Origin of the sequence: Pandoraea sp. CB10b_02 (assembly GCF_002216225.1) — a bacterium.
GTDB classification, from domain to species: Bacteria; Pseudomonadota; Gammaproteobacteria; order Burkholderiales; family Burkholderiaceae; genus Pandoraea; species Pandoraea nosoerga.
The window spans coordinates 178,290-201,227 of sequence record NZ_NJGW02000004.1 but is presented as its reverse complement, the minus strand read 5'-3'; the positions used below and the strand labels follow the sequence as shown (position 1 = coordinate 201,227).

General features: G+C 65.8%; 21 protein-coding genes. 16 read left to right on the top strand and 5 right to left on the bottom strand.

Features of this window, described 5'->3' with window-relative positions; genetic code table 11:
* Positions 1-100: 100 nt before the first annotated feature.
* From CDN36_RS06055 to lipA, 3 genes are all read left to right on the top strand, one after another.
* Positions 101-1,063, top strand: coding sequence for a DMT family transporter (locus CDN36_RS06055; protein WP_287496237.1), 963 nt, complete (start codon positions 101-103; stop codon positions 1,061-1,063).
* A gap of 150 nt (positions 1,064-1,213) precedes the next feature.
* Positions 1,214-1,921 carry a lipoyl(octanoyl) transferase LipB gene (gene lipB / locus CDN36_RS06050; RefSeq protein ID WP_287496236.1) on the top strand — a complete coding sequence of 236 codons (708 nt, stop codon included), beginning with the start codon at positions 1,214-1,216 and terminating at the stop codon, positions 1,919-1,921.
* 23 nt (positions 1,922-1,944) lie between these two features.
* Complete coding sequence (gene lipA, locus CDN36_RS06045) at positions 1,945-2,955, top strand: lipoyl synthase (protein ID WP_241013712.1); 1,011 nt, start codon at positions 1,945-1,947, stop codon at positions 2,953-2,955.
* A gap of 80 nt (positions 2,956-3,035) precedes the next feature.
* Here lipA and CDN36_RS06040 read toward each other — a convergent pair whose 3' ends face one another.
* Complete coding sequence (locus CDN36_RS06040; protein ID WP_287496235.1) at positions 3,036-3,188, bottom strand: hypothetical protein; 153 nt, start codon at positions 3,186-3,188, stop codon at positions 3,036-3,038.
* A 187-nt stretch (positions 3,189-3,375) separates the two neighbouring features.
* On the opposite strand from CDN36_RS06040, the gene CDN36_RS06035 reads away from it, so the two are divergent.
* The 8 genes from CDN36_RS06035 (at position 3,376) to CDN36_RS06000 (ending at position 13,015) form a co-directional block, all read left to right on the top strand.
* A complete protein-coding gene (locus CDN36_RS06035) occupies positions 3,376-4,260 on the top strand; it encodes an N-formylglutamate amidohydrolase (protein ID WP_150553919.1) in 885 nt (294 codons plus the stop codon).
* Positions 4,260-5,039, top strand: coding sequence for an IclR family transcriptional regulator (locus CDN36_RS06030; protein ID WP_150553918.1), 780 nt, complete (start codon positions 4,260-4,262; stop codon positions 5,037-5,039). The genes CDN36_RS06035 and CDN36_RS06030 overlap by 1 nt, the downstream gene beginning before the upstream one ends.
* Before the next feature lie 440 nt (positions 5,040-5,479).
* Positions 5,480-6,448, top strand: coding sequence for an ABC transporter substrate-binding protein (locus CDN36_RS06025; protein WP_150553917.1), 969 nt, complete (start codon positions 5,480-5,482; stop codon positions 6,446-6,448).
* Positions 6,449-6,461: 13 nt separating this feature from the next.
* Positions 6,462-7,295 (top strand): ABC transporter permease, encoded by an 834-nt coding sequence (locus CDN36_RS06020; protein WP_150553916.1) that lies wholly within the window; start codon positions 6,462-6,464, stop codon positions 7,293-7,295.
* A 10-nt stretch (positions 7,296-7,305) separates the two neighbouring features.
* Positions 7,306-8,100, top strand: coding sequence for an ABC transporter ATP-binding protein (locus CDN36_RS06015; protein WP_150553915.1), 795 nt, complete (start codon positions 7,306-7,308; stop codon positions 8,098-8,100).
* Positions 8,101-8,144: 44 nt separating this feature from the next.
* On the top strand, positions 8,145-9,431 hold the full coding sequence (locus CDN36_RS06010; RefSeq protein ID WP_150553914.1) for a dicarboxylate/amino acid:cation symporter: 1,287 nt from the start codon (positions 8,145-8,147) through the stop codon (positions 9,429-9,431).
* Positions 9,432-9,677: 246 nt separating this feature from the next.
* Positions 9,678-11,663 carry a sensor histidine kinase gene (locus CDN36_RS06005; RefSeq protein WP_150553913.1) on the top strand — a complete coding sequence of 662 codons (1,986 nt, stop codon included), beginning with the start codon at positions 9,678-9,680 and terminating at the stop codon, positions 11,661-11,663.
* A complete protein-coding gene (locus CDN36_RS06000) occupies positions 11,663-13,015 on the top strand; it encodes a sigma-54-dependent transcriptional regulator (RefSeq protein ID WP_150554162.1) in 1,353 nt (450 codons plus the stop codon). The genes CDN36_RS06005 and CDN36_RS06000 overlap by 1 nt, the downstream gene beginning before the upstream one ends.
* Positions 13,016-13,178: 163 nt before the next feature.
* On the opposite strand, the gene CDN36_RS05995 is transcribed toward CDN36_RS06000, so the two are convergent.
* The gene (locus CDN36_RS05995) at positions 13,179-13,703 is read right to left on the bottom strand and encodes a TlpA family protein disulfide reductase (protein ID WP_150553912.1); all 525 of its coding nucleotides are present in this window, start codon (positions 13,701-13,703) and stop codon (positions 13,179-13,181) included.
* A gap of 44 nt (positions 13,704-13,747) precedes the next feature.
* Positions 13,748-14,536: a thioredoxin domain-containing protein gene (locus tag CDN36_RS05990; protein WP_287496234.1), complete on the bottom strand. Its 789-nt coding sequence runs from the start codon at positions 14,534-14,536 to the stop codon at positions 13,748-13,750.
* A 98-nt stretch (positions 14,537-14,634) separates the two neighbouring features.
* Between CDN36_RS05990 and CDN36_RS05985 the strand changes: the two genes are divergently transcribed.
* Positions 14,635-15,174 carry a hypothetical protein gene (locus CDN36_RS05985; RefSeq protein WP_150553910.1) on the top strand — a complete coding sequence of 180 codons (540 nt, stop codon included), beginning with the start codon at positions 14,635-14,637 and terminating at the stop codon, positions 15,172-15,174.
* A 179-nt stretch (positions 15,175-15,353) separates the two neighbouring features.
* Here the strand turns inward: CDN36_RS05985 and CDN36_RS05980 are convergent, their stop codons facing one another.
* Positions 15,354-16,943 (bottom strand): YifB family Mg chelatase-like AAA ATPase, encoded by a 1,590-nt coding sequence (locus CDN36_RS05980; protein WP_287496233.1) that lies wholly within the window; start codon positions 16,941-16,943, stop codon positions 15,354-15,356.
* Between the two features lie 321 nt (positions 16,944-17,264).
* Positions 17,265-17,513 carry an accessory factor UbiK family protein gene (locus CDN36_RS05975; RefSeq protein ID WP_039407751.1) on the bottom strand — a complete coding sequence of 83 codons (249 nt, stop codon included), beginning with the start codon at positions 17,511-17,513 and terminating at the stop codon, positions 17,265-17,267.
* A gap of 414 nt (positions 17,514-17,927) precedes the next feature.
* Between CDN36_RS05975 and CDN36_RS05970 the strand changes: the two genes are divergently transcribed.
* From CDN36_RS05970 to gshA, 4 genes are all read left to right on the top strand, one after another.
* Positions 17,928-18,749, top strand: a complete 822-nt coding sequence (locus CDN36_RS05970) for a TorF family putative porin (RefSeq protein ID WP_150553907.1) — start codon at positions 17,928-17,930, stop codon at positions 18,747-18,749.
* Between the two features lie 13 nt (positions 18,750-18,762).
* Positions 18,763-19,101, top strand: a complete 339-nt coding sequence (locus tag CDN36_RS05965) for a P-II family nitrogen regulator (RefSeq protein WP_010804740.1) — start codon at positions 18,763-18,765, stop codon at positions 19,099-19,101.
* Between the two features lie 26 nt (positions 19,102-19,127).
* On the top strand, positions 19,128-20,663 hold the full coding sequence (amt, locus tag CDN36_RS05960) for an ammonium transporter (protein WP_287496232.1): 1,536 nt from the start codon (positions 19,128-19,130) through the stop codon (positions 20,661-20,663).
* A 556-nt stretch (positions 20,664-21,219) separates the two neighbouring features.
* A complete protein-coding gene (gene gshA, locus CDN36_RS05955; RefSeq protein WP_150553905.1) occupies positions 21,220-22,509 on the top strand; it encodes a glutamate--cysteine ligase in 1,290 nt (429 codons plus the stop codon).
* Positions 22,510-22,938: the final 429 nt, after the last annotated feature.

Genomic DNA, 22,938 nt, shown 5'->3' with positions numbered 1-22,938 from the left:
GCTCAAGGGACCGTCAATGTGTCAATGAAATTCACAACAAGGCGCGCAATAATCGCGTCTGAAAAAGCTCGATAACGCGACGAAACCAGAGAAGTCCCCGATGACCCAAGCTTGCCCCCCGGCTTCCCTTCCCGATCCCGCGCCATTGCGCCACACCCAGGCCGAAGAGCGGCTCGGCCGTCTGTTGATGATTGCCGCGATGGTGATCTCCGGCACGATTGGCTATTTCGTGTTGATGTCGGGGCAACCGGCGCTCAACGTGGTCTTCTGGCGCTGCCTGATCGGCGCGGCGAGCCTCTGCGCCTGGTGCGCGTATCGCGGCTACTGGCGCGGGCTGCGCCTGGCGCGCTGGCAGGTCGTCAACGTCGCCCTGGGGGCGATCACGCTCGTCTGCAACTGGTATTTCCTGTTCACGGCCTACCGGATGACCTCGGTGGGCATCACCACGGTCGTCTACAACGTGCAGCCGTTCCTGCTGGTGCTCGCGAGCGCGGTCATCACGCGCGAGCGCCCGTCGCTCGCCACGCTCGGCTGTCTGGGCGTGGCGTTTGCCGGGCTGGTCATCCTGGCCGAGCCGGGCGGCGTGCACGGCGAGCGCTATCTGCTCGGCGTTGCGAGCGCGCTCGCGGCCGCATCGCTGTATGCCGCGACCACGCTTTTCACGAAGAAACTCGCGGGCACGCTCCGGCCAGAGATCATTGCCGCGCTGCACATGATCATTGGCGCGGTGGTGTTCGTGTGGATGGCGGATTTTGGCCGACTGCCCACGACCCCGCACGAGGTCGGCGCCATCGTCACGCTGGGGTTGTTCCATACGACGTTCATGTATCTGCTGCTGTATGGCGCGTTCCAGAAAGCGTCCACGTCGAGCCTTGCCGTGTTCGGTTTCGTCTATCCCGTGGTGGCGGTCGCGGTCGATTTCCTGGCCTTTGGCATTGTGCTGCACCCGACGCAATGGCTCGGCGCCGCGATGATCCTTGCGGCCGCCGGCGGGTACGCCAGGGGGCTCGGCGCCGGGGCCGCCAAGCCGGTCACGCCCACCGACCCCACTCGCCGCGCCTGACGCCAAACTATCCCATGATGGGATGATTGCGATCCGGCGGCGCGGGGTACGCCTGCGGCTCGCGCCGGCGGCCGGGGGGCGCGCGCGTCGTGCGCCGCCCAGGCACGCGGGCGTCAGCAAGACTGCGCGGCTTTCGTTAAAATCGCGCTCATGACCTCCCCGATCGAAGTGTGCTGGCGCGGCACCGAAGACTACGCCACATCGTTCGACGCCATGCGCGCGTACACCGATGCGCGTGGCCCGCACGCCCCGGATCAGCTCTGGATCGTCCAGCATCCGCCCGTCTATACGCTGGGATTGGCCGGCGATCCCGCCCATCTGCTCGTTGCCGACACCGGCATTCCGCTTGTCAAGGTCGACCGCGGCGGCCAGATCACGTATCACGGCCCCGGCCAGGTGGTGATCTATCTGCTCGTGGACCTGCGCCGCCGCAAGCTTGGCGTGCGCGAAATGGTGCGGCTGATCGAGCAGGCGGTGATCGACACCCTTGGAGCGTATAATCTCGACGTTGAGCGCCGGGCCGGCGCGCCGGGCATCTATGTGAGTCCGGGCGGCCCCGCCGCGGCGCATGCCGGCGCGAAGATTGCCGCGCTCGGATTGAAGATCCGCAACGGATGCAGCTATCACGGCGTATCGCTGAACGTCGCCATGGATCTGCGGCCGTTCGACTGGATCAATCCGTGCGGCTACGCCGGCCTGCAAACCATAGACATGGCCACGCTCGGCGTGGCCGCCCGCTGGGACGAAGTGGCCGCGCGACTGGCGCAGCAACTCGGCCGTCACCTCGAACAGCACACCGCGTCGGCACACGCCGCGCCTTCGACCCATACGGCTGATGCGGCCAACGCCGCTGCCTGAACGGACGCCTGGAAAGCCCCATCATGACCACCACCGTGACCCAGAACGACACCGCGAGCAAGGAAGTTCGCACGATCGACGGCGACTACGACGCCACCGCCAAGCAAAAGTCGCAGGCCAAGACCGCGCGTATTCCGATCAAGATCGTGCCGGTCGAGCGTTTGAAGAAGCCGGACTGGATCCGCGTGAAGGCAGCCACCCATACGTCGCGCTTCTACGAAATCAAGCAGATCCTGCGCGAGCACAACCTGCACACGGTGTGCGAAGAGGCGAGCTGCCCGAACATCGGCGAGTGCTTCGGCAAGGGCACGGCGACCTTCATGATCATGGGCGACAAGTGCACGCGGCGCTGCCCGTTCTGCGACGTGGGGCACGGCCGCCCGGATCCGCTCGACGCGAACGAGCCGCTCAATCTCGCGAAGACCATCGCGGCAATGCGCCTGAAGTACGTGGTGATCACGAGCGTGGACCGCGACGACCTGCGTGACGGCGGCGCCCAGCACTTCGTCGATTGCATTCGCCATGTGCGCGAGCTTTCCCCGCAGACCCGCATCGAGATCCTCACGCCGGATTTCCGCGCGCGCCTGGATCGCGCCCTCGGCATCCTGAACGCCGCCCCGCCGGACGTGATGAACCACAACCTCGAGACGGTGCCGCGTCTGTACAAGGAAGCGCGCCCGGGCTCGGACTACCAGCACTCGCTCACGCTGCTCAAGGAATTCAAGGCGAAGCACCCGGACGTCGCCACCAAATCGGGCCTGATGGTCGGTCTGGGCGAGACGGACGAGGAAATTCTGCAGGTCATGCGCGATCTGCGCGCACACAACGTCGACATGCTCACCATCGGCCAGTATCTGCAGCCCTCGGAGCACCATCTGCCGGTGCGCCGCTACGTGACGCCGGAGACGTTCAAGATGTTCGAAGCACAAGCCTACGAGATGGGCTTCACGCACGCCGCCGTGGGCGCGATGGTGCGCTCGAGCTATCACGCCGACGTGCAGGCGCACGAAGCGGGTGTGGCCGACGCGATCTGAGCGCAGGCGCCCCGGGCGCCGGAGAACGACAAGGCGCGGGCCGTCGAAAGACGGTCCGCGTTTTTGTTTGTGAGAACGCATCAGCAAACGCGACGCGTGGCCGCCGCCGCGGCGATCGCCGCCAGGAAACCATTACGAGTCATCACAGCCCGTGCACCGGGTTCGTTGCGCGAGACGCCTTTGTGCTCCCGCATGCGGGCGGCAAGTGCTGATAAACGCACCGGCAACTTCATGCATCTTCGCCTAACTTCGTCACACCGTCGCCGAGCGCGGCGTCGTGCGCCGGGAAATATGTTGTAACACGCCTCGCCTTGTCGGCGCCGAACCGTTGTTTCAGAATATTGAAACCCTGTTTTGCTGTTCAAAACGGAGGGCTTGCCAACGGCGAGCGAGAGTGCCGGAAGCGCGTGAGGAGACTGCATGTCCCGCCAGGTCACCGAGGGCCGATTTTTTGTGGAAGGGCCACAAGAGGGCAGGGGTGGCTCGGGCAGACGTTTGCCCCTGGTGATCGACGTGCCCCACAGCGGCCACGTGCTCCCGCCGGATTTCGACACCATTGCGCCCACGGCGGCGATTCTCGCGTGCGGCGACGCCTATGTCGACGAACTCTGGCTCGCGGCCACGCACCACGGCGCGACGCTCATCGCCGCGCTCTTCCCGCGCGCTTACATCGATCCGAATCGTGCCGTGTACGACATCGATCCCGAACTGCTCGCGAGCCTGTGGCCGCACGATGCGCGCCCGCAGGCGTACAGCGAGCGTGGCGTGGGACTGCTGCATCGCTTTGCGGCGCCCAATGTGCCGCTCTACGACCGGCGTCTCACGGTCGCCGAAGTCGAGCGGCGCATTCACGACTACTACCTGCCATACCGCCAGGCGCTGCGCGATGCGCTCGACACCGCGTGGCGGCGGCACGGCGCGGTCTGGCATCTGGACTGCCATTCGATGCGCGCGCGCGGCGGCGCGCTCGATCCGGATGCCGGCATGCCGCGCCCGGACGCGATCGTGAGCGACGCCGACGGCACGAGCGCGGATCCGGCGTTCTCGCGCTGGATCATCGCGGAGCTCACGCGGCTGGGGTTTCGCGTGGCCTACAACACGCCGTATCGCGGCGGCGACATCGTGCGCCACTTCGGACGGCCTGCGCAGCGGCGCCACAGCGTACAGATCGAGCTGAACCAGGCGCTTTACCTGAATGAGGCGCGCGGCGAAAAGCATGACGGCTTCTCGACGCTGCAATCGCAACTGGGGCAATTCGCGGCGGCGCTCGCCGCCTATGCCGAACAACATAGCGAGGAAGTTTGATGGACTACACAGTCGCTTCGGTCGACACGGCACTTACGCTGCTGTCGCTGGTCGGGGAGTGCCCCGGCCTGGGTGTGACGGAACTGGCGCAGCGCGCGGGCCTGAACAAGTCGCGTGCGTTTCGTCTGCTGGCCACGCTCGAGCGACACCGCTGGGTGGTGCGCGAAGGCAGTCCGGTGACCTACGTGCTCGGCGCCCAGGCGCTGGTGCTCGGCGTGGCCGGCCACGAGCAGGTCAATCTCGTGAAGGTGGCGCATCGCCATCTCCAGGCGCTCAACCGCGCGCTCAACGAGAACATTCAACTTCGCGTGCGCGACGGCCTCGAGTCGCTGTGCGTGGCGCGCGTCGAATCCACGCACGAGTTGCGCGTGCACGGCGTGGTCGGCAACCGTCGGCCGCTGTACGTGGGCGCGTCGGGCCGCGTGCTGCTCGCATTCGCCTCGGACGACGTGCGTGCGCAAGTGCTGGGCCGCCCCCGCAAGCGCTTTACCGCCGGCACACTCATCGAGCGCGACGAACTCGCCGCCGAATTGCTCAACGTGCGCCGCCAGGACGTTGCGGTGAGCTTTGGCGAACTGGCGCCGGAAGCCGTCTCGGTCGCCGTGCCGGTGCGCGACGCCTCGGGCGAGGTGATCGCATCGCTCTCGGCGTCGGGGCCGTCATCGCGCATGACACGCGCGCTGTTGCCCGACATCTCGTCGCGGCTGTCGGCGTGCGCGGCCGAGATCTCGGCTGCGCTGGGCTACCAGCCGCCCGTGCCCGAGGCGCTGTCCGCCTGAGGTCATGCTGGCCGGTGCCGGCGGCATCGGCCAACGGCTTTCGCCTCACGCGTCGGTGCCGGGTCGGCGCAACAACGCCTGTCCCTGCACTCTCGAGCCTCCACCGCCCGCGCCGCTCAATCCGCGACCCGCGGAACCCCTGCAGTCGGCGTATCCAGTCCCCAACCTCGGCTGCCCGGCGACCCCGCCGCCCACCTCGCCGTTGTCCGGGACTCGCAGGTTTTCTGGAATTCCAGAAAGATCGTGCGAGAGTTTTCCGGAATTCCGTATACCCGACTATCGGGTTTTCCTCAATTTCACTTAATAAAATCAAAGGCTTGTTCGTCTGGCATAAGTATTGCTTTCTAACGCGCGTGCTACCGCGGCGTCTGAAAATCCGACGTTTCCGAGATTTCCGACGTTTCCGGCGGGCCATTCCAATAAGAGAGAAAGGAGACCTTATGTTCAAGCAATGCCTTGCCGCCGCAGCGCTGTGTGCGGCTTCGCTGCACGCGTTTGCCGACGACCTCGTGCGTCTGGGGAATCTGAAGTTCGCGCACTACGGCGCGGTCTCGTACATGAAGGTGATCGGGCCGAAGTACGGCCTGAAGATCGAAGAGCGGATGTTCGCCAAGGGCGTGGACATCATGCCGGCGATCGTAGCCGGCCAGATCGACGTGTCGGCCAGCGCGCTCGACGCCGCCATCGCGGGGCGCGCGCAGGGCGCGCCGATCTACGCCGTGGCCGGGTTTGCCAAGGGCGGCGTGCGTCTTGTCGCGAAGAAAGGGCTGCCGATCGTGAAGGTCGCCGACCTCAAGGGCAAGAAGGTGGGCGTGGCCCGTGGCGGCGCGCAGGAGCTCATTCTCTACGCTGAGCTGGCCAAGGCCGGCCTGACGTGGTCGGACCAGCCGGGCAAGGATGTGCAGATCATGTTCATGGCCTTCGCCGATCTGAACCAGGCGCTCGCCGCCGGCAGCATCGACGCGATGTGCCAGTCGGAGCCGCAGGCCTCGCAGGCCATCAACAAGGGTTTCGGCGTGGAAGTGCTCAAGCCCTACGACACCCCGATCGGCGAGCCGGTGCGCGCGCTCGTGATCACCGAGAAGCTCTACAAGGAGAAGCCGGACGTGGCGCAGCGCCTGATGTACGCGTTCGTCGAAGCGACCGACTACTTCATCAAGAACCCGCAGGCGGCCGAGAAGTACGTGCGTGAGGACATGTTCAAGAACCAGATCACCACGCAGGATTTCACCGACGCGATCGGCAACTCGCCGTACAGCTACGACCTGAGCACCTCGCACGTGCAGCTCACGACCGACCTCATGAAGAAGTATGGCGTGGGCAAGCTGCAGGATCCGGTGCCGAAGGCCGACGACTGGGTCAAGCTCGACCTGCTCGCCAAGGCCAAGACCAAGCTGAACGTCAAGTAAGCGGGGCATCCGGATGGCCGCAGTGCTCGCTTCTTCCGGCACGCGCTCCTCGCGCGTGCTGCGCGGCGTGTTGATTCCGCTCGCGGTCGTGGCGATCTGGCAGATCGTCACGGGCCTCGGGTGGATCAACCCGATCATTCTTCCGTCGCCGCTCGCCGTCATCACCAAGTGGTGGCAGTACCTCAAGCCGACGGCCGCCATGGCCGACGGCTTCGGCGCGTGGCTGCATTCGAGCGAACTGCTCACCGACGCGGCCAACAGCCTCTATCGCGTGATCATGGGCTTTCTCGTCGGCACCGTCATCGCGCTGCCGCTCGGCCTGCTCATGGGCACGAGCACGCGCGTCTACGGGCTCTTCAACCCGCTGGTGCAGGTCGTGCGCCCGATCCCGCCGATCGCCTACATTCCGCTCGCCATCCTGTGGTTCGGGCTGGGCAACCCGCCGGCGTTCTTCCTTATCGCGCTCGGGGCGTTCTTTCCCGTGCTGATGAACACCATCGCCGGCGTGCGCCACGTCGACGGCATCTACCTGCGCGCGGCGCGCAACCTCGGCGCGAGCCAGTTCACGATCTTTCGCCGCGTGATCATGCCGGCCGCCACGCCCTACATCCTCTCGGGCATCCGGATCGGCATCGGCACGGCGTTCATCGTCGTGATCGTGGCCGAGATGATTGCCGTGAACAATGGCCTGGGCTACCGCATTCTGGAAGCGCGCGAGTACATGTGGTCGGACAAGATCATCGCCGGCATGCTGACCATCGGTCTGCTCGGACTGATCATCGACCTGGGCATGGACCGCCTCAACAGCCACCTGCTCAAGTGGCATCGTGGTCTCGAAACGAAGTGAGGCGAACGACATGCTGATCGAAATTCAAAACGTCAACAAACAGTTCGCCATTCCCGGGGGCACGATCGACGCGCTCAAGAACATCGATCTGAACATTCGCACCGGCGAGTTCGTGTGCCTGCTCGGCCCGTCGGGCTGCGGCAAGTCCACGCTGCTCAATGCGCTGGCGGGCTTCGTGCAGCCGAGCTCGGGCGAAATCCGCATCGACGGCCGGGCGGACGCGGCCGCCGAGCCGGGCCCGGATCGCGGCATGGTGTTCCAGGAGTACGCGCTGTTCCCGTGGATGACGGTGGCGCAGAACATTGCGTTCGGCCTGGAAATCAAGGGCATGAAACGCGCGCAGATCAACGAGCGCGTGGATCTGCTGCTCGGCAAGCTCAACCTGCGCGAGTTTCGCGATCGCTTCCCGCGCGACCTCTCGGGCGGCATGCGCCAGCGCGTGGCGATCGCGCGCGTGCTCGCGCTCGACAGCCCGATCATGCTCATGGACGAGCCGTTCGGCGCGCTCGACGCACTCACGCGACGCACGCTGCAGGACGAGTTGCTGCGTATCTGGGAGGAATTCAGGAAGACGATCATTTTCGTCACCCACAGCATCGAGGAGTCGATCTATCTGGCCGACCGGGTCGTCGTGATGACGTACCGGCCGGGCACGGTCAAGCGGGATGTCGCCATCGAACTGCCTCGTCCGCGCGACACGGCCGGCAGCGAATTCAACGAATTGAAGAAGGAGCTGGCCCAGATGGTGATGGAGGAGCAAATGCGCTTTGCGCAAAGCGAGATTCGCGGCGTCACCGCGGATTGACAACGAGGGCGGTGGCTTGCCCCACCGTCTGAAGAGGAAACAACATGCAAACCAAGACCAAGACCCCCTTTTATCGCATTCTGTACGTGCAGGTGCTGATCGCCATCATCATCGGCGTGCTGCTCGGGCACTTCAAGCCCGACCTCGCGGTGCAGATGAAGCCGCTCGGCGATGCGTTCATCAAGCTGATCAAGATGATCATCGGCCCGGTGATCTTCTGTACGGTGGTGACCGGCATCGCCGGCATGGAGGACATGAAGAAGGTCGGCCGCGTCGGCGGCAAGGCCCTCATCTACTTCGAAATCGTGTCGACGCTCGCGCTCATCATCGGTCTGTTCGCGACGCACATCCTGAAGCCGGGCGCCGGCTTCAACGTCGACATCAACTCGCTCGATCCGAAGGCGATCGCCGGCTACGCCGAGAAGGCGGCGCACGGCGATACGTTCGTCGACTTCCTGCTGCACCTGATTCCGAACACGATCACCGACGCGTTCGCCAAGGGTGAGATTCTGCAGATCCTCGTGATCGCCATCCTGTTCGGCGCCGCGCTGAGCGCGATCGGCGATCGCGGCCGCGTGGTGACGAGCTGGATCGACAGCGTCTCGGGCGTGCTCTTTCGCGTGGTGCATATCATCACCAAGGTGGCCCCGCTCGGCGCCTTCGGTGCGATGGCGTTCACGATCGGCAAGTACGGCATTGCCTCGCTCGTGCCACTGGCCAAGCTCATGGGCACGTTCTACCTGACGTCGTTCCTGTTCGTGATCGTCGTGCTCGGGCTCATCGCCAAATTCACCGGCTTCTCGATCTTCCGCTTCCTCGCCTACATCAAGGAAGAGCTGCTGATCGTGCTCGGCACGAGCTCGTCGGAGGCCGCGCTGCCGCATCTGATGGAGAAGATGGAGAAGGCCGGTTGCTCGAAGTCGGTGGTGGGTCTGGTGATCCCGACCGGCTACTCGTTCAACCTCGACGGCACGAACATCTACATGACGATGGCCGTGCTGTTCATCGCGCAGGCGACCAACATCGACCTGACCTGGGGCCAGCAGCTCACGCTGCTCGCCGTGGCGATGCTCACCTCGAAGGGCGCTTCGGGCGTGACCGGCGCGGGCTTCATCACGCTGGCCGCCACGCTGGCCGTGATCCCGACCATTCCGGTAGCCGGGATGGTGCTGATCCTCGGTATCGACCGCTTCATGAGCGAGTGCCGTGCACTCACGAACATCTGCGGCAACGGCGTTGCCACGATCGTCGTGTCGGCCTGGGAAAAGGAGCTGGACCGCAAGAAACTGGCCGAGGCCATGTCGAGCAAGCGGGAACCGGAACTGGCCTGACGGCCTGCGGGACATCGGAGCGGTGTCGTGGCGGGAACGCACGGCGACGCCCGGCCGATGCCCCGGCCCGCCCCGGCGCGTGCGGCACGAAGGCATGTCGCGGCCGCCGGGGCGGGGCGAACGCGCCGGACCCCCGGCGTGTTCGCACGCATTACGTTCGCCACCGGGCGGCGCGGCACAGGCACAATAGCGCCTGAGCTTCGCCGCCCGGTGGCCTTTTGACGTCGTGATGGGTGTTGTGACGCCATGGCCACGCTGCAAGACAACTCGATCCGCCCTCGCCAGCGCGACGCACCGGAAGGTGCTGCGCCCGCCTACGCGAGCGGTGCGGCCCGCCGGCGCGACGGAGTCCCCCTCGATCTCGAAAGGACTTTGCCGATGCGCCGTGGGTCATGGATCGCCGCCATGCTGGTGGCGAGCATCCTGTTTTGCTGGTTGACATACGCCCTGAGCTGGCAGCGCGGTGTGGCCGACCTGCGCGTGAACGCCGGCGCGCGCGTCGAGCGCTACGCGGGCAGCCTGCGCAGCACCGTCGATCGCTACGAATTCCTGCCGTACCTGCTCTCACTGCATCCGTATGTCCATGATCTGCTGCGGCATCCGGCCGATCGCGCCGTCGTGCAGCGGGCCAACGATTATCTGTTCGACGTGAATCAGCGCGCCAAGGCTTCGGCCGCGTATGTCATCGACGCGACCGGGCTTGCGCTGGCCGCCAGCAACTGGCGCGAAAAGGCCACTTTCGTCGGCCAGGAATACCGCTTCCGCCCGTATTTCATCGACGCCATGAAGGGGGCGCTCGGCCGCTTCTACGGCGTGGGAACCACTTCCGGCGAGCCGGGGTATTTCGTCTCGCAGCCGATCGTGGTGGACGGTCAGATTCTCGGGGTGGTGGTCGTCAAACTGAATCTCGAATGGTTCCAGCGCGCGGGCGCGGACGCCTCCGAGCCGGTCGTCGTGGCAGACGATCATGGCGTGGTGTTCCTGTCGTCCGAGCCGCGCTGGCAATATCGCTCGCTCGCGCCGCTCGCGCCCGACGTGAAGGCTGCGCTCGAGAGCACGCGCCAGTACTACAACCAGCACATCACACCGCTCGCCTGGACCGAGGACGAGCGGCTCGACGCCGACGGCGAAGTCGTGACCGTGCGCGACGGACGCGGCGCGGGCAGGACCCGGCGCTTTCTCGCCGTGCAGCGCAAGCTGGGCGAGCCCGACTGGACGCTCATGTACTTCGCGCCGCTCGATCAGGTCATCGCGAACGCGCGCATCGCGGCCGTGGCGGCGGCATGTCTGGCGGCCTTTACGTGCCTGCTCGGCATTGCATGGAACCAGCGTCGACAGCGCGTGCGCGATATGCTCAAGAGCCGCGAACTGCTGCAGGCGGCGTATGCCGAACTGGGCGAGCGCGTGGCCGAGCGCACCGCGGATCTGCAGGCGGCCAACGAGCGTTTGCAAACGGAAGTGCAGGAACGTGCGCGTACCGAGCACGAGCTGCGCGAGACGCAAAGCGAGCTTGTTCAGGCGTCCAAACTCGTGGCGCTCGGCCAGATGGCCGCGGGCATCACGCATGAACTCAATCAGCCGCTCTCGGCGCTGCGCACGTTCTCCGACAATACGCGCGTGCTGCTCGAGCGCGGCGAGTACGCGGCGGCGCGCGAAAATCTCGAAGCGATTGCCTCGCTCACCGACCGCATGGGCAAGATCACCGGCCAGTTGCGGCTCTTTGCGGGACGCTCGCGGCGCGGCGACATGGAGGCGTCGGTGCGACGCGCGCTCGACAATACGACGATGCTGCTGCGCGCACGCCTGGAGGGCATCCAGCTGACGACCACGTTCGCCGACGGCCTGGAAGAGGTGCAGGTCGCCTGCGAAGGGCTGCGGCTCGAACAGGTGCTGATCAACCTGGTTGGCAACGCCATCGACGCGGTCTCGAGCGGCGCCGGCGCGCCGGCGTCGCCGTCGATATGGATCGACGTGGACGCCAGCGAGGCGTGGGTGCGCATCTACGTGCGCGATAACGGGCCGGGCATCGCGCAGGCGCACATGCCGCGCCTGTTCGAGCCGTTTTTCAGTACCAAGGAGGGCGGTCAGGGCATGGGGCTCGGACTGGCCATCTCGTCGTCCATCGCGCAGGAGAACGGCGGGCAACTCGTGGCCCGCAACGTTCCCGGCGGTGGTGCGGAATTTCTCGTGACGCTGCGCCGCGTGCAACACGCCGGCGCGACAATCGCATGATGTACAAGAACCTCCAGATCCTCTTCGTCGAAGACGACGAACTCGTGCGGCGCGCGACGCTGCAAAGCCTGCAACTCGCTGGCCTGGACGCCTTCGGGCTCGCCTCGGCCGAAGCCGCGCGCGAGCGCATCACGCCGGACTTCCCGGGTATCGTCGTGTCCGATATTCGCCTCGTGGGCATGAGCGGGCTGGAACTGCTCGCTCATCTGCGTCAGCATGCGCCGGAGGTGCCCGTCATTCTCGTGACCGGTCACGGCGATATTTCGATGGCCGTGCAGGCGATTCGCGACGGCGCCTACGATTTCATCGAAAAGCCTTTCGCGCCGGATCGCCTGATCGAGTCGGCCAAGCGCGCGCTCGAGACACGTAAGCTCATGCTCGAGAACCAGGCGCTGCGGCGCGAGCTGGCGGAACAGGGCGGACGCGCGTCGCGCATCATTGGCCGCAGCCCGTCGATGGAGACGCTGCGCACGCTCATCGCCAACGTTGCGATGACCGACGCGCCGGTGCTGATCAACGGCGACACCGGCACCGGCAAGGAACTGGTGGCGCGCAGCCTGCATGAGCTCTCGCGCCGCCGCGACGCGCCGTTCGTCGCGCTGAACTGCGGCGCGCTGCCCGAAACGATCTTCGAGAGCGAGATGTTCGGTCACGAAGTCGGCGCGTTCACGGGCGCGGCCAAGCGCCGCATCGGCAAGCTCGAGCATGCCTCGGGCGGGACGCTTTTCCTCGACGAGATCGAGAGCATGCCGGCGGCGCTGCAGGTAAAGCTGCTGCGCGTGTTGCAGGACGGCGTGCTCGAGCGTCTGGGGTCGAACCAGTCGATTCGGGTGGATTGCCGCGTGGTGGCCGCGGCCAAGGGCGACCTGGAGGCGCTGGTGCGCGAGGGCACGTTCCGCCGCGACCTGTATTACCGCCTGAATGTGGTGACGCTCGCCTTGCCGCCGCTGCGTGAGCGTCGCGAGGACATCCTGCCCCTGTTCGAGCATTTCATGCTCGATGCGGCGGTGCGCTACGGGCGTCCGGCGCCGGTGGTGTCCGATCGCCTGCGTCAGGAGCTGATGCAGGCCGACTGGCCGGGCAACGTGCGCGAGCTGCGCAATGCGGCCGACCGTCTGGTGCTCGGGGTGGCGAGTGCGCCCGACGGCGAATCAGTCGCGCCGCTGCCGCTCAAGGAGCAGGTCGAGCGTTTCGAGCGCGCGGTGCTGCAAGAAGCGCTCGAGCACAGCAAGGGCAACGTGGCCGCCACGGCCGAGGCGCTGCACGTGCCCAAGGCTACGCTCTACGAAAAACTCAAGCGCTATGGCTTGCATACGCGAGGGCATGGCGACGGGGCGGAGGGCGGCCGCTGATCGGCGCCCGCGGGAAGCGAGGGGAGCGCGGGAAATGCAGGAAGTGCAGGAAGTGCAGGAAGTGCAGGAAGTGCAGGAAGTGCAGGAGGCGCGTTAGAAGCACGAAGCGCCCCGAAGGGCGCTAATCGAAGGGTACTGATGGTCGGCGCTGACGGGAAGGGCGTCAGGCCTGCTTCGCCAGCGCTTTCTCGATGAGCTTGTCGAGCTCGGCGTACTCCGGCTCGCCGACGTACTGCTTGAGCACCTTGCCGTCGCGATCCACCACGAACGTCGTCGGCGTGAGCTGCACGTTGCCGTACTGCCTGGCGACGCTGCCGTCGGAATCCATCGCGACCCTGAACGGCAGTTGACGCGACTGCGCGTAGTTCATCACGTACATGGGCGGGTCGTAGCTCATTGCGACCGCCACGAATTCCAGGCCCTGCCCCTTGTATTTCTCGTAAGTCTTCACCATCGTCGGCATTTCTTTCATGCACGTGGTGCAGCTCGTCGCCCAGAAGTTGACCAGGTACACCTTGCCCTTCAGATCGGCAGGGGCGAGCTTCTGACCGGAGAGCAGCGTAAATGTCGCCTCGGGGGCGCGTTTCTGTCCGGCGAACGTGAAGTAGGCGGCGACCGCCACGGCCGCAATGATCGCGGCGGCGAGAATCTTGCTCAGAGGCGATTTACGGGAAGTCGATGCGCTCATGACACAGCCGTGAGGGGAGTGTGGTTCAGTTCGTGACGACGATTCTACTCTGAATCTCCGCGCGCGGTGGCGCTGCTCCCGGCGTGCAAACGCGCGCGCCCGCGGGCGATGGCCTCGTCGAGGTATGCGCCGTAAAAATCCGGGAGGCCCGCGCCGATCAAAGGGTCCGCGACGGGGCGCCCGTTGGTATCGAGGAACAAAACCGTCGGTGAAACCTTGACGCCGTGGGCGCGCGCCCAGGCGGCGCCGGTCGTCACGCCGCCGTCGAAGTCGCGCACCGCGGCGCTGCTGTCCATGCCGATCTCGCGCACTTCATACTTGCCGCTACGCACGAGCGGTGCGAGCTCGCGTTGACGGATCGGGCCGCAGTAGACGCAGTCGCGCAGCGAGACGAGCACGATGAGCGGCGCGTCGAGCGCGGACGCGCGGCGGGCGTGCGCCGCAAAGTCTGTGGCGAGCGGGATGGCGGCCTGCCGCCACGCGCCAGTCTTGCGCTCGGCGGGCCCCGAGACGGCGGGCGCGGCCGCGGCAACCGCGGTAAAACCCACGGTCAGGGTTGCGGCAAGGGCAGCGGTAAGGGTGGCATTGAGGGTGGCAGTGAGGGTAGCAGTAAGGGCGGTAGCAAGGGCGGTAGCAAGGCAGGCCGGGGCCGCGAAGACTGCGGCAAGGCGGGTGATCAGCGCGCGCGTGAGGATGGCAGTCCGGGCGACGCCGAGCGTCGCCGCTGCGGCAAATTTGCCGGCGCGCGGCCATTGGCGCGCCCATCGCCCTCGCGGGCGAAGCGCGATGGCCGCCGGCGGGGGCGACGAGAGGACGGAGGGACGCTTCATCATATGGCGTCGATGATACCGGGAACCGCGTCGGCGCGTTTTCCATGGCGCAACACATGGCGGATAATGATCGCTTCCCTGTTTTCCATTCTTGCCCGTCCATGACTCGCGTTGTCCGTGTCTGCCTCCTGTTTGCCGCGACGCTGGTGCTCGCGGCCTGCTCTCCCCGCTACGACTGGCGCGAGGTGCACGACAAGGACGGCGCCTATGCCGTGACCTATCCGGCGAAACCGACGCAGGAGGCACGCGACGTCAAGTTCGCCTCGGGGCCGCTGCCCATGCGGATGCAAGCGGCGCGCGTCGACGCCGCGCTGTTCGCCGTCGGCGTGGTTACGCTGCCTCACGATGACGCCACGCTGCGCCAGACAGTCCTCGACGAACTGCGGCTCGGCCTGCTCGCCAACGTGAGCGATGCGGCCGCAGCGCCAGCGCAGGTCATGGTGCGCCAGGCGGGCGACGCTCCCGCCGTCCCCGGGCTCGCCGTCTCCGCTCATGGGACCGTGAGCGACAAGACCGAGCGATACGTTGCCGCTCGCTTCGTGGGCCGAGGCAATCACGTCTATCAGGTCGTCGTGCTCGCGACGCAGGCGCCTCCAAAGGATCAGGTCGATCAGTTCCTCGATTCGTTTACGCTGGAGTGACGCGGCTTCGCGCGCGAGCTCTCTCGCGTGCGGCGTAGGTTGGGCATGTCCCGCATGTCGCGGATGTCCGCATGCCACGCGCAGCCGCGGCGCCCGCGGCACGCCATCATTTGGCTCCATCATTCGGCCCCATCATTCGGCTCCATCATCGCCCCGGTCATTCGACTCATCACTCTTCTTCATGCCAGCGGGGCCTCCCGATACTGCACGGCTTCGGCGACGTGTTCGGCGCCGATCATGTCGCTGTCGGCAAGATCGGCAACGGTGCGCGCCACGCGCAGCACACGGTGATAGGTTCGCGCCGACCAATGGTGCTGATTGACTGCGACATGCAACATGTCGCGCGCCGCGGCGTGCAACGCGCACGTCGACTCCAGTGCGCGGCTCGCCAAACCGCAATTGAGCCGCCCCTGGCGCGATAGCTGGCGCTCACGCGCGCGCCGCACCCGCTGCGCGATGACATTGCTGCATTCGCCACCGGCCGGCGCCGCAAAGGTCTCGGCCGCCTGAGCCGGCACTTCCACATGCAAGTCGATGCGGTCGAGCAGCGGCCCCGAGAGACGGTTGCGATAGCGCGCCACTGCCTCTCCCGTGCATCGGCAAGTGCGCGACGGATGGCCGAGGTCACCGCAAGGGCACGGATTCATGGCGGCGACCAGTTGGAACGCGGCGGGGAATGTCGCCTGCCCGCCGGCGCGCGAGATCGTGACATGCCCCAGTTCCAGCGGCTCGCGCAGCACTTCAAGCACGCGGCGCTGGAATTCCGGCAGCTCGTCCAGAAACAGCACACCGCGATGCGCGAGACTGATTTCGCCCGGACGCGGTACGGTCCCGCCGCCGACGAGCGCCGCGGCCGAGGCCGTATGATGCGGCGCGCGGAACGGGCGCAGCCCCCATTGACGCATATCGAAGCCATGCGGGCTCAGACTCGCCAGTGTGGCGACTTCCACCGCGTGTGCCGGGCTCAGGTCGGGCAACAGGCCGGCGAGCCGCGTGGCGAGCATTGACTTGCCGGTGCCGGGCGGGCCGTAGAACAGCACATGGTGTCCGCCGGCGGCCGCAACTTCCAGCGCCCGTTTGGCGGGCTCCTGCCCCTTGATGTCGAGCATGTCGGGCATGTCGGGCATGTCGGATGCCTCGCGCGTTTCTTCCGGCGCTTCGTCGTCGAACGAGCGGGAAGCGCAGGACGAGGATCGCGGGCGGGCGCGTGCCGCATGCGGGGCGGCAGCGCGCGACAGCGGTACGGCAACGTCGGGTTCGGCGAGGTGCGCACATACATCGAGCAACGTGCGCGCACCATACACCGTCGCGTTCTCCACGAGCGCCGCTTCGCTCGCGCAGGCGAGGGGAAGCACCAGCGCGCGTTCGGACGGTTCGGCCGCGATGGCGGCCGCCATCGCGAGGCCGCCGCGTATGGGACGGAGTTCGCCCGTGAGCGACAACTCGCCCGCGAACTCGTGCTTGCGCAGCCCCGCCTCGGGCAACTGCCCGCTCGCCGCAAGAATGCCGAGCGCAATGGGCAGATCGAAGCACCCCGACGCCTTTGGCAGGTCGGCCGGCGCCAGATTGATCGTGATGCGCCGTGCAGGAAATTCGAACCGGCTGTTCTGCAGCGCGCAGCGCACGCGTTCCCGGCTTTCCTTCACCTCGGTGTCCGGCAACCCGACGAGCGACAGGCCGGGCAGCCCGTTCGCGAGGTGCACCTCGACGGTAACGGCCCGTGCGCTCACTCCGGTGAGCGCGCGGCTGCTGACGGTGGCCAATGACATGTGATTCCTCCTTCTCGTGCGGCGGCACCTGGCGGGGCGTGCTTGCGATTTATCTTCGTCGCGGCAGACGCTTGTGCGCAACAGCCTATCGGGAGAAACGCGCGAATTTCGGATTCGCGGCGCGGCGTTTTCGGCGTCGTCCGCCCGGGCCTAAGCAGATTCCGATGGGCGGATAGGACAGAGCGCGCGATGGAGGGAGGAGGCGCCGGGCCCCGAGCCTTCAAAGGGAGGCGGGCGGCGAGGCGGCGCGCCAGCGAGGCGCGGCATTACGAACGTTCGCCATTAATGACAAGGGGCGCCGCAGCGCCCCTTTTGCTTTCGTCAGTCCTGCGCTTCGCTGCGCAGGCCTTCGAGTTCGGCCACGCGCTTTTCCAGTGCTTCTAGCTTCTCGCGCGTGCGCGCGAGCACCTGGGCCTGAACGTCGAATTCCTCGCGCGTTACCAGGTCGAGCCGGTTGAAGCCCGAGTTGAGCAGGCTTTTGACGTTGCGCTCGATATCCTTGGCGGGCGATTGCTTGAGCAGCTCGCTCACCTTGGCTTGCATGTCTTGCAGGATCTCGTTCGGTTTCATAAGCCTTCCTCTCTCGTTTCATCGCACCAACGTGGTGCTTGCACCGTCAGCGTGCTTCCTCGCGCCGGTCTGGCCGTCGCAAGCTGGTGCATCGGGTGCGGACCGCAATGTTGGCGCAACTCTATCACCGTTTCCTGCGTCCAGCCAGCGCGGGCGCCCGTGGCGCCATCGGCCTTTCCTTGTCCGGCAAGGCTTTGACATCGCCGTCCTGCATTCGTCCGCACCCGGGGGCGGCCTCGCCGCGCTGTCGGCCCGTCCCGGCACACCTGCAATTTTGCTCATTTTTTATCCCGAAATTCGTATCGTGCGCCTCGCAGCGGATGCGTCACGCGCGCCTGGCACGGGAGTTGCTCTACCAGTCCCGGAAGCTGCCGCACGCTGTACCAAGACTCGACTACAACTCAGGGGAAAGTGATGAACAAAGTGTCAACCGCGATGGCAGGCTGTGTGCTTTTTGGGGCGATGACCGTCTCGGCCGGTGCGTTCGCGCAAGCCGCGGAGCCTGCCGCATCCGCCGCGCCTGCTGCCGCAGCGGCCGCCGAGCCGTTTACCGTCACCGCCAACATCGGCCTGTTCTCGGACTACCGCTTCCGCGGCATTTCGCAGACGGCGAAGCGTCCGGCGGTGCAGGGCGGCTTCGACGTCGCCCACGAATCGGGCCTCTACGCAGGCGTGTGGGCGTCGAACATCAGCTGGATTTCCGACGGCAATTCCGCCGTGAGCGCGCCTATCGAGATGGACTTCTACGGCGGCTGGAAGAAGGAAATCATTCCCGACTGGACGATCGACATCGGCGGCCTGCAGTACTACTACCCTGGCAGCTATCCGTCGGGCACCTATTTCCCGCGCCCGCACACGTTCGAGCTGTATGCCGCCGTGGGCTGGAAAACCGTATCGCTGAAGTACTCGCATGCGATGACGCGTCTGTTCGGTCTCGTGAGTCCGGACGGCCAGGATACGTCCAACAGCGGCTACCTCGACCTGACGGCCACCTATGACACCGGCTTCTGGGGCATCTCGGCCGTGGGTCATGTGGGCCATCAGTGGGTACACAACTTCAGCGCCGCAAGCTACACCGACTGGAAGATCGGCCTGTCCAAGGACCTCGGCAAGAACTTCACCGTGTCGGTCTCCTATGTCGATACGAACGCCGACGAAAAGTACTACACGGCCGCCAACTCCGGCAAAGTGCTTTCCAAGGCGACGGTCGTCGTAGGGTTGTCGAAGACATTCTAAGGAGCGACTCACCATGAAGCTGATTACCGCAATTGTGAAACCCTTCAAGCTCGACGAGGTGCGCGAAGCCCTCTCGAACATCGGCGTGGCGGGGATCACGGTGACCGAAGTCAAGGGCTTCGGTCGCCAGAAAGGCCACACCGAGCTGTACCGCGGGGCAGAGTATGTCGTCGATTTTCTGCCGAAGGTGAAGATCGAGGCGGTAATCGGCGACGCCCTGCTCGACCAGGCGATCGACGCCATCGAGCAGGCCGCCCGCACCGGCAAGATCGGCGACGGCAAGATTTTCGTGTCCAACGTCGAGCACGTGGTTCGTATCCGGACGGGAGAGACCGGCGAAGACGCGCTGTAAAAGGTCATCCATAAGAGACAACAATCATGAAAACACTGCTTGCCAAACTCCTGCTTGCCGCGGCCTTGCTGGGCGTCGCGGGAACCGCCGGCCTCGCTTCGACGGCGGCGTTCGCTCAGGACGCCTCGGCGCCGGCCGCCGCTTCCGACGCGGCTTCACCTGCCGCGGCGCCGGCTGCCACCCCGGCCACCCCGGCGGCTGCACCCGCGCCGGCCGCCGCAGCGCCTGCCGCTGCCGCCGCTGCGCCCGTGCCGCCCAACAAGGGCGACACCGCCTGGCTGCTCACCTGCACCGCCTTTGTGATTCTCATGACACTGCCCGGTCTGGGCCTGTTCTACGGCGGTCTGGTCCGCTCGAAGAACATGCTCTCGGTGCTGATGCAGTGCTTCATCATCTTCTCGCTGGTGGTGGTGCTCTGGTCGATCTACGGTTACAGCATCGCGTTTACCGAGGGCGGGGCGTTCTTCGGCGGCTTCGATCGTTTGTTCCTCAAGGGAATGACGCCTGACTCGGTCGCCGCCACCTTCAGCAAGGGCGTGAACGTGCCGGAGTACGCGTACATGGCGTTCCAGGCCGCGTTCGCCGCGATCACCTGTGCGCTGATCGTCGGCGCCTTTGCCGAACGCGCCAGGTTCTCGGCGGTACTGCTCTTTACCGTGATCTGGTTCACGTTCTCGTATCTGCCGATGGCGCACATGGTGTGGTTCTGGCCGGGTCCGGACGCCTATACCGATCAGGCCGCCGCGGACGCCGCCACGGCACACGCCGGCTGGCTGTTCCAGAAGGGCGCGCTCGATTACGCGGGCGGCACGGTGGTGCACATCAATGCCGCGATTGCGGGTCTGGTCGGTGCGTACATGGTCGGCAAGCGCGTTGGTTTCGGCAAGGAGGCGTTCAAGCCGCACTCGCTCACCATGACCATGATCGGCGCCTCGCTGCTGTGGTTCGGCTGGTTCGGCTTCAACGCCGGCTCGGGCCTCGAAGCCAACGGCGGCGCTGCACTGGCTTTCGTCAACACGCTGCTCGCGACCGCCGCGGCCACGCTGTCGTGGACCTCGGGGGAATGGATCGCGAAGGGCAAGCCGTCGATGCTCGGCGGCGCCTCGGGCGCGGTGGCCGGCCTGGTGGCGGTCACGCCGGCGGCCGGTTTCGTCGGCCCGATGGGCTCGATCGTGCTCGGTCTGATCGCGGGGCTGGTGTGCCTGTGGGGCGTGAATGGTCTGAAGCGCCTGCTCAAGGCCGATGATGCGCTCGACGTATTCGGCGTGCACGGCGTGGGCGGTATGCTCGGCGCGATTCTGACGGGGGTGTTCGCCGCGCCGTCGCTTGGCGGCACGGGCATCTACGACTACGTCGCCAACAAGGTCGCGCCGGACTACTCGATCGCCGCTCAGGTCTGGATTCAGTTCCAGGGCGTGATTACCACGCTGGTGTGGTCGGGCGTGGTGGCGTTCATCGCCTTCAAGATTGCCGATATCGTGCTCGGCCTGCGCGTGCCGGAAGACGAGGAGCGCGAGGGTCTGGACATTACCTCGCACGGCGAATCGGCCTATCACAATTGACGACGCCACTGACGACGGACGAACCTCACGCTTGCATCGGTCTCATTGCTTCGTTTAGCCGGCCTCCGAAGTCCCCGCGACGTTCGGAAACGATGGAGGAGCCCGGCGGTCATGACTTGGCGGCGAACCCCTGACGGTTTGCCGTCCGAGCGAGAGGAGTTGCCGGTTACCGGTCGGACAGCCGGCCCGGCATTGTGCGGGCACCCTGCGGGTGCCCGTTTTTTTGCCCCGGGCGTGGCCCGGCCCGGTGCCGGTGCTTCGTCGGTTGCCGCGGCGTTGCACTGGTTTTCGCCGGTTTGCCCTGGCCTGCGCCGGTTTTCCGCACACATGGCTTGCGAACGGCGGCGCCATCCCCATCTTTTCTCATCGCGGCATTGCGCCGCGCCCCCATCGATCGCCGGTCGGCGCGGGAAACCCCGGTGCGCGGCCGCACGGCGCGCCGGCCGCGTCTCCTGCGTCTCTGGCGCTCCTTGTGCCCCTTCGCAGGGCATGGCAAACGGCGGGGGCGCCGGGCGGATGCTCTACAATCGATATTCCATCTGGATATGAGAGAAGCATGGTTCCGCATCTCGTCACGGCCCTGAAGGGCCCGCTGCTCGACCTGGAAAAGAAGATTCTCGATGCGACGCCCGCCATCGAGCGCTGGTTCCGGCTCGAATGGCAGGAACACACGCCGCCGTTCTACTGTTCGGTCGACCTGCGCAACGCCGGCTTCAAGCTCGCTCCCGTCGACACCAATCTGTTTCCCGGCGGCTTCAACAATCTGGCGCCCGAAGTGCTGCCGCTCGCCGTGCAGGCCGCCATGGCCGCCATCGAGAAGATTTGCCCGGACGCCAAGAATCTGTTGCTGATTCCCGAACGGCATACGCGCAATTCGTTCTACCTGCAGAACATCGCGCGGCTGTCGACGATTATGCGCCATGCCGGGCTCAACGTTCGTCTGGGCAGCCTGTCGGACGACATCACCGAGCCGACGACCATCGAGTTGCCCGACGGCCAGCACGTGGTGATCGAGCCGCTGGAGCGTTCGCCGCGCCGGCTCGGCCTCAAGAACTTCGATCCGTGCTCGATCCTGCTCAACAACGACTTGTCCGCCGGCATTCCACCGATTCTGGAGGGACTGCACGAACAGTACCTGCTGCCGCCGCTGCATGCGGGCTGGGCCGTGCGTCGCAAGAGCCAGCACTTCTCGGCATACGACGACATCGTCAAGAAGTTCGCCAAGATGATCGACGTCGATCAGTGGATGCTCAATCCGTATTTCGCGAAGTGCGAAGGGATCGACTTCGACGAGCGCGTCGGTGAGGAGAAACTTGCCGACACCGTCGATGCCGTGCTCAAGAAGATCAACAAGAAGTACCGCGAATACGGCATCACCGACAAGCCGTTCGTCGTGATCAAGGCCGATGCCGGGACTTACGGCATGGGCGTGATGATGGTGCATGACGCCGCCGAGATCAAAAACCTGAACCGGCGCGAACGCACCAAGATGAGTGTGGTGAAGGAAGGGCTCGAAGTGCACGACGTAATCGTGCAGGAGGGCGTCTATACGTTCGAGCGCATCAATGAGGCTGTGGCCGAGCCCGTGGTCTACATGATCGACCGTTACGTGGTCGGTGGTTTCTATCGGGTGCATACCGGACGCGGCACCGACGAGAACCTGAACGCGCCCGGCATGCACTTCGTGCCGCTCGCCTTCGAGCACACCGCACTGCCCGACGTCCACGCCAAGCCCGGGGCTGCGCCGCCGAACCGGTTCTACATGTACGGTGTGGTGGCGCGCCTTGCCCTGCTTGCGGCGTCGGTTGAACTCGAGCGCACCGATCCGGATCCGGAAACGTATTGACGTCGGGGCAGCGGGCCAGCGAGGGCGATGGGTTCACCGCGTTATCGGTTTCCGCGTTGCTTTGGGAAGTTTCCGGATTTGGAGTGCGCCCGCGGGCGATTGGCTGCTGTCTGCGATGCGTCCGACGAGCTGGCGCGAGAAGCGAGACAACGGAAGAAGGAAAGAAAAAGACGCCCGGCCGGCCCCCCGACTAGCCGGGCGTCACATTTGCCGGTCGCCTCATGCAACGACCGGAAATCGGGGACTCCCTGACGGGCCTCCCCGCAAACGGGTTTTCTGAGCCTCCCCTGCACTGTTCGGATCGTGTACCGTGCCGGTCCGTCGTGCGGTTCGCATCAGCCATGGGGCGATGATGCGGGCGTTCGGCGCACCGGACATCCCCCAAATGGGGGATGTCCGCAGATGTTTGCATGGAATAGGAAATTTCCT

Coding starts and splice junctions, on each gene's coding strand:
- CDN36_RS05965 (WP_010804740.1), top strand. CDS start 18,763: ATGAAGCTGATTACCGCAATTGTGAAACCCTTCAAGCTCGACGAGGTG.
- CDN36_RS06040 (WP_287496235.1), bottom strand. CDS start 3,188: ATGAAGTTGCCGGTGCGTTTATCAGCACTTGCCGCCCGCATGCGGGAG.
- lipB (WP_287496236.1), top strand. CDS start 1,214: ATGACCTCCCCGATCGAAGTGTGCTGGCGCGGCACCGAAGACTACGCC.
- CDN36_RS06000 (WP_150554162.1), top strand. CDS start 11,663: ATGTACAAGAACCTCCAGATCCTCTTCGTCGAAGACGACGAACTCGTG.
- CDN36_RS05990 (WP_287496234.1), bottom strand. CDS start 14,536: ATGATGAAGCGTCCCTCCGTCCTCTCGTCGCCCCCGCCGGCGGCCATC.
- CDN36_RS05970 (WP_150553907.1), top strand. CDS start 17,928: ATGAACAAAGTGTCAACCGCGATGGCAGGCTGTGTGCTTTTTGGGGCG.
- gshA (WP_150553905.1), top strand. CDS start 21,220: ATGGTTCCGCATCTCGTCACGGCCCTGAAGGGCCCGCTGCTCGACCTG.
- CDN36_RS06015 (WP_150553915.1), top strand. CDS start 7,306: ATGCTGATCGAAATTCAAAACGTCAACAAACAGTTCGCCATTCCCGGG.
- CDN36_RS06055 (WP_287496237.1), top strand. CDS start 101: ATGACCCAAGCTTGCCCCCCGGCTTCCCTTCCCGATCCCGCGCCATTG.
- CDN36_RS06005 (WP_150553913.1), top strand. CDS start 9,678: ATGGCCACGCTGCAAGACAACTCGATCCGCCCTCGCCAGCGCGACGCA.
- CDN36_RS06010 (WP_150553914.1), top strand. CDS start 8,145: ATGCAAACCAAGACCAAGACCCCCTTTTATCGCATTCTGTACGTGCAG.
- CDN36_RS05975 (WP_039407751.1), bottom strand. CDS start 17,513: ATGAAACCGAACGAGATCCTGCAAGACATGCAAGCCAAGGTGAGCGAG.
- amt (WP_287496232.1), top strand. CDS start 19,128: ATGAAAACACTGCTTGCCAAACTCCTGCTTGCCGCGGCCTTGCTGGGC.
- CDN36_RS06025 (WP_150553917.1), top strand. CDS start 5,480: ATGTTCAAGCAATGCCTTGCCGCCGCAGCGCTGTGTGCGGCTTCGCTG.
- CDN36_RS05980 (WP_287496233.1), bottom strand. CDS start 16,943: ATGTCATTGGCCACCGTCAGCAGCCGCGCGCTCACCGGAGTGAGCGCA.
- CDN36_RS06035 (WP_150553919.1), top strand. CDS start 3,376: ATGTCCCGCCAGGTCACCGAGGGCCGATTTTTTGTGGAAGGGCCACAA.
- CDN36_RS06020 (WP_150553916.1), top strand. CDS start 6,462: ATGGCCGCAGTGCTCGCTTCTTCCGGCACGCGCTCCTCGCGCGTGCTG.
- CDN36_RS05985 (WP_150553910.1), top strand. CDS start 14,635: ATGACTCGCGTTGTCCGTGTCTGCCTCCTGTTTGCCGCGACGCTGGTG.
- CDN36_RS06030 (WP_150553918.1), top strand. CDS start 4,260: ATGGACTACACAGTCGCTTCGGTCGACACGGCACTTACGCTGCTGTCG.
- lipA (WP_241013712.1), top strand. CDS start 1,945: ATGACCACCACCGTGACCCAGAACGACACCGCGAGCAAGGAAGTTCGC.
- CDN36_RS05995 (WP_150553912.1), bottom strand. CDS start 13,703: ATGAGCGCATCGACTTCCCGTAAATCGCCTCTGAGCAAGATTCTCGCC.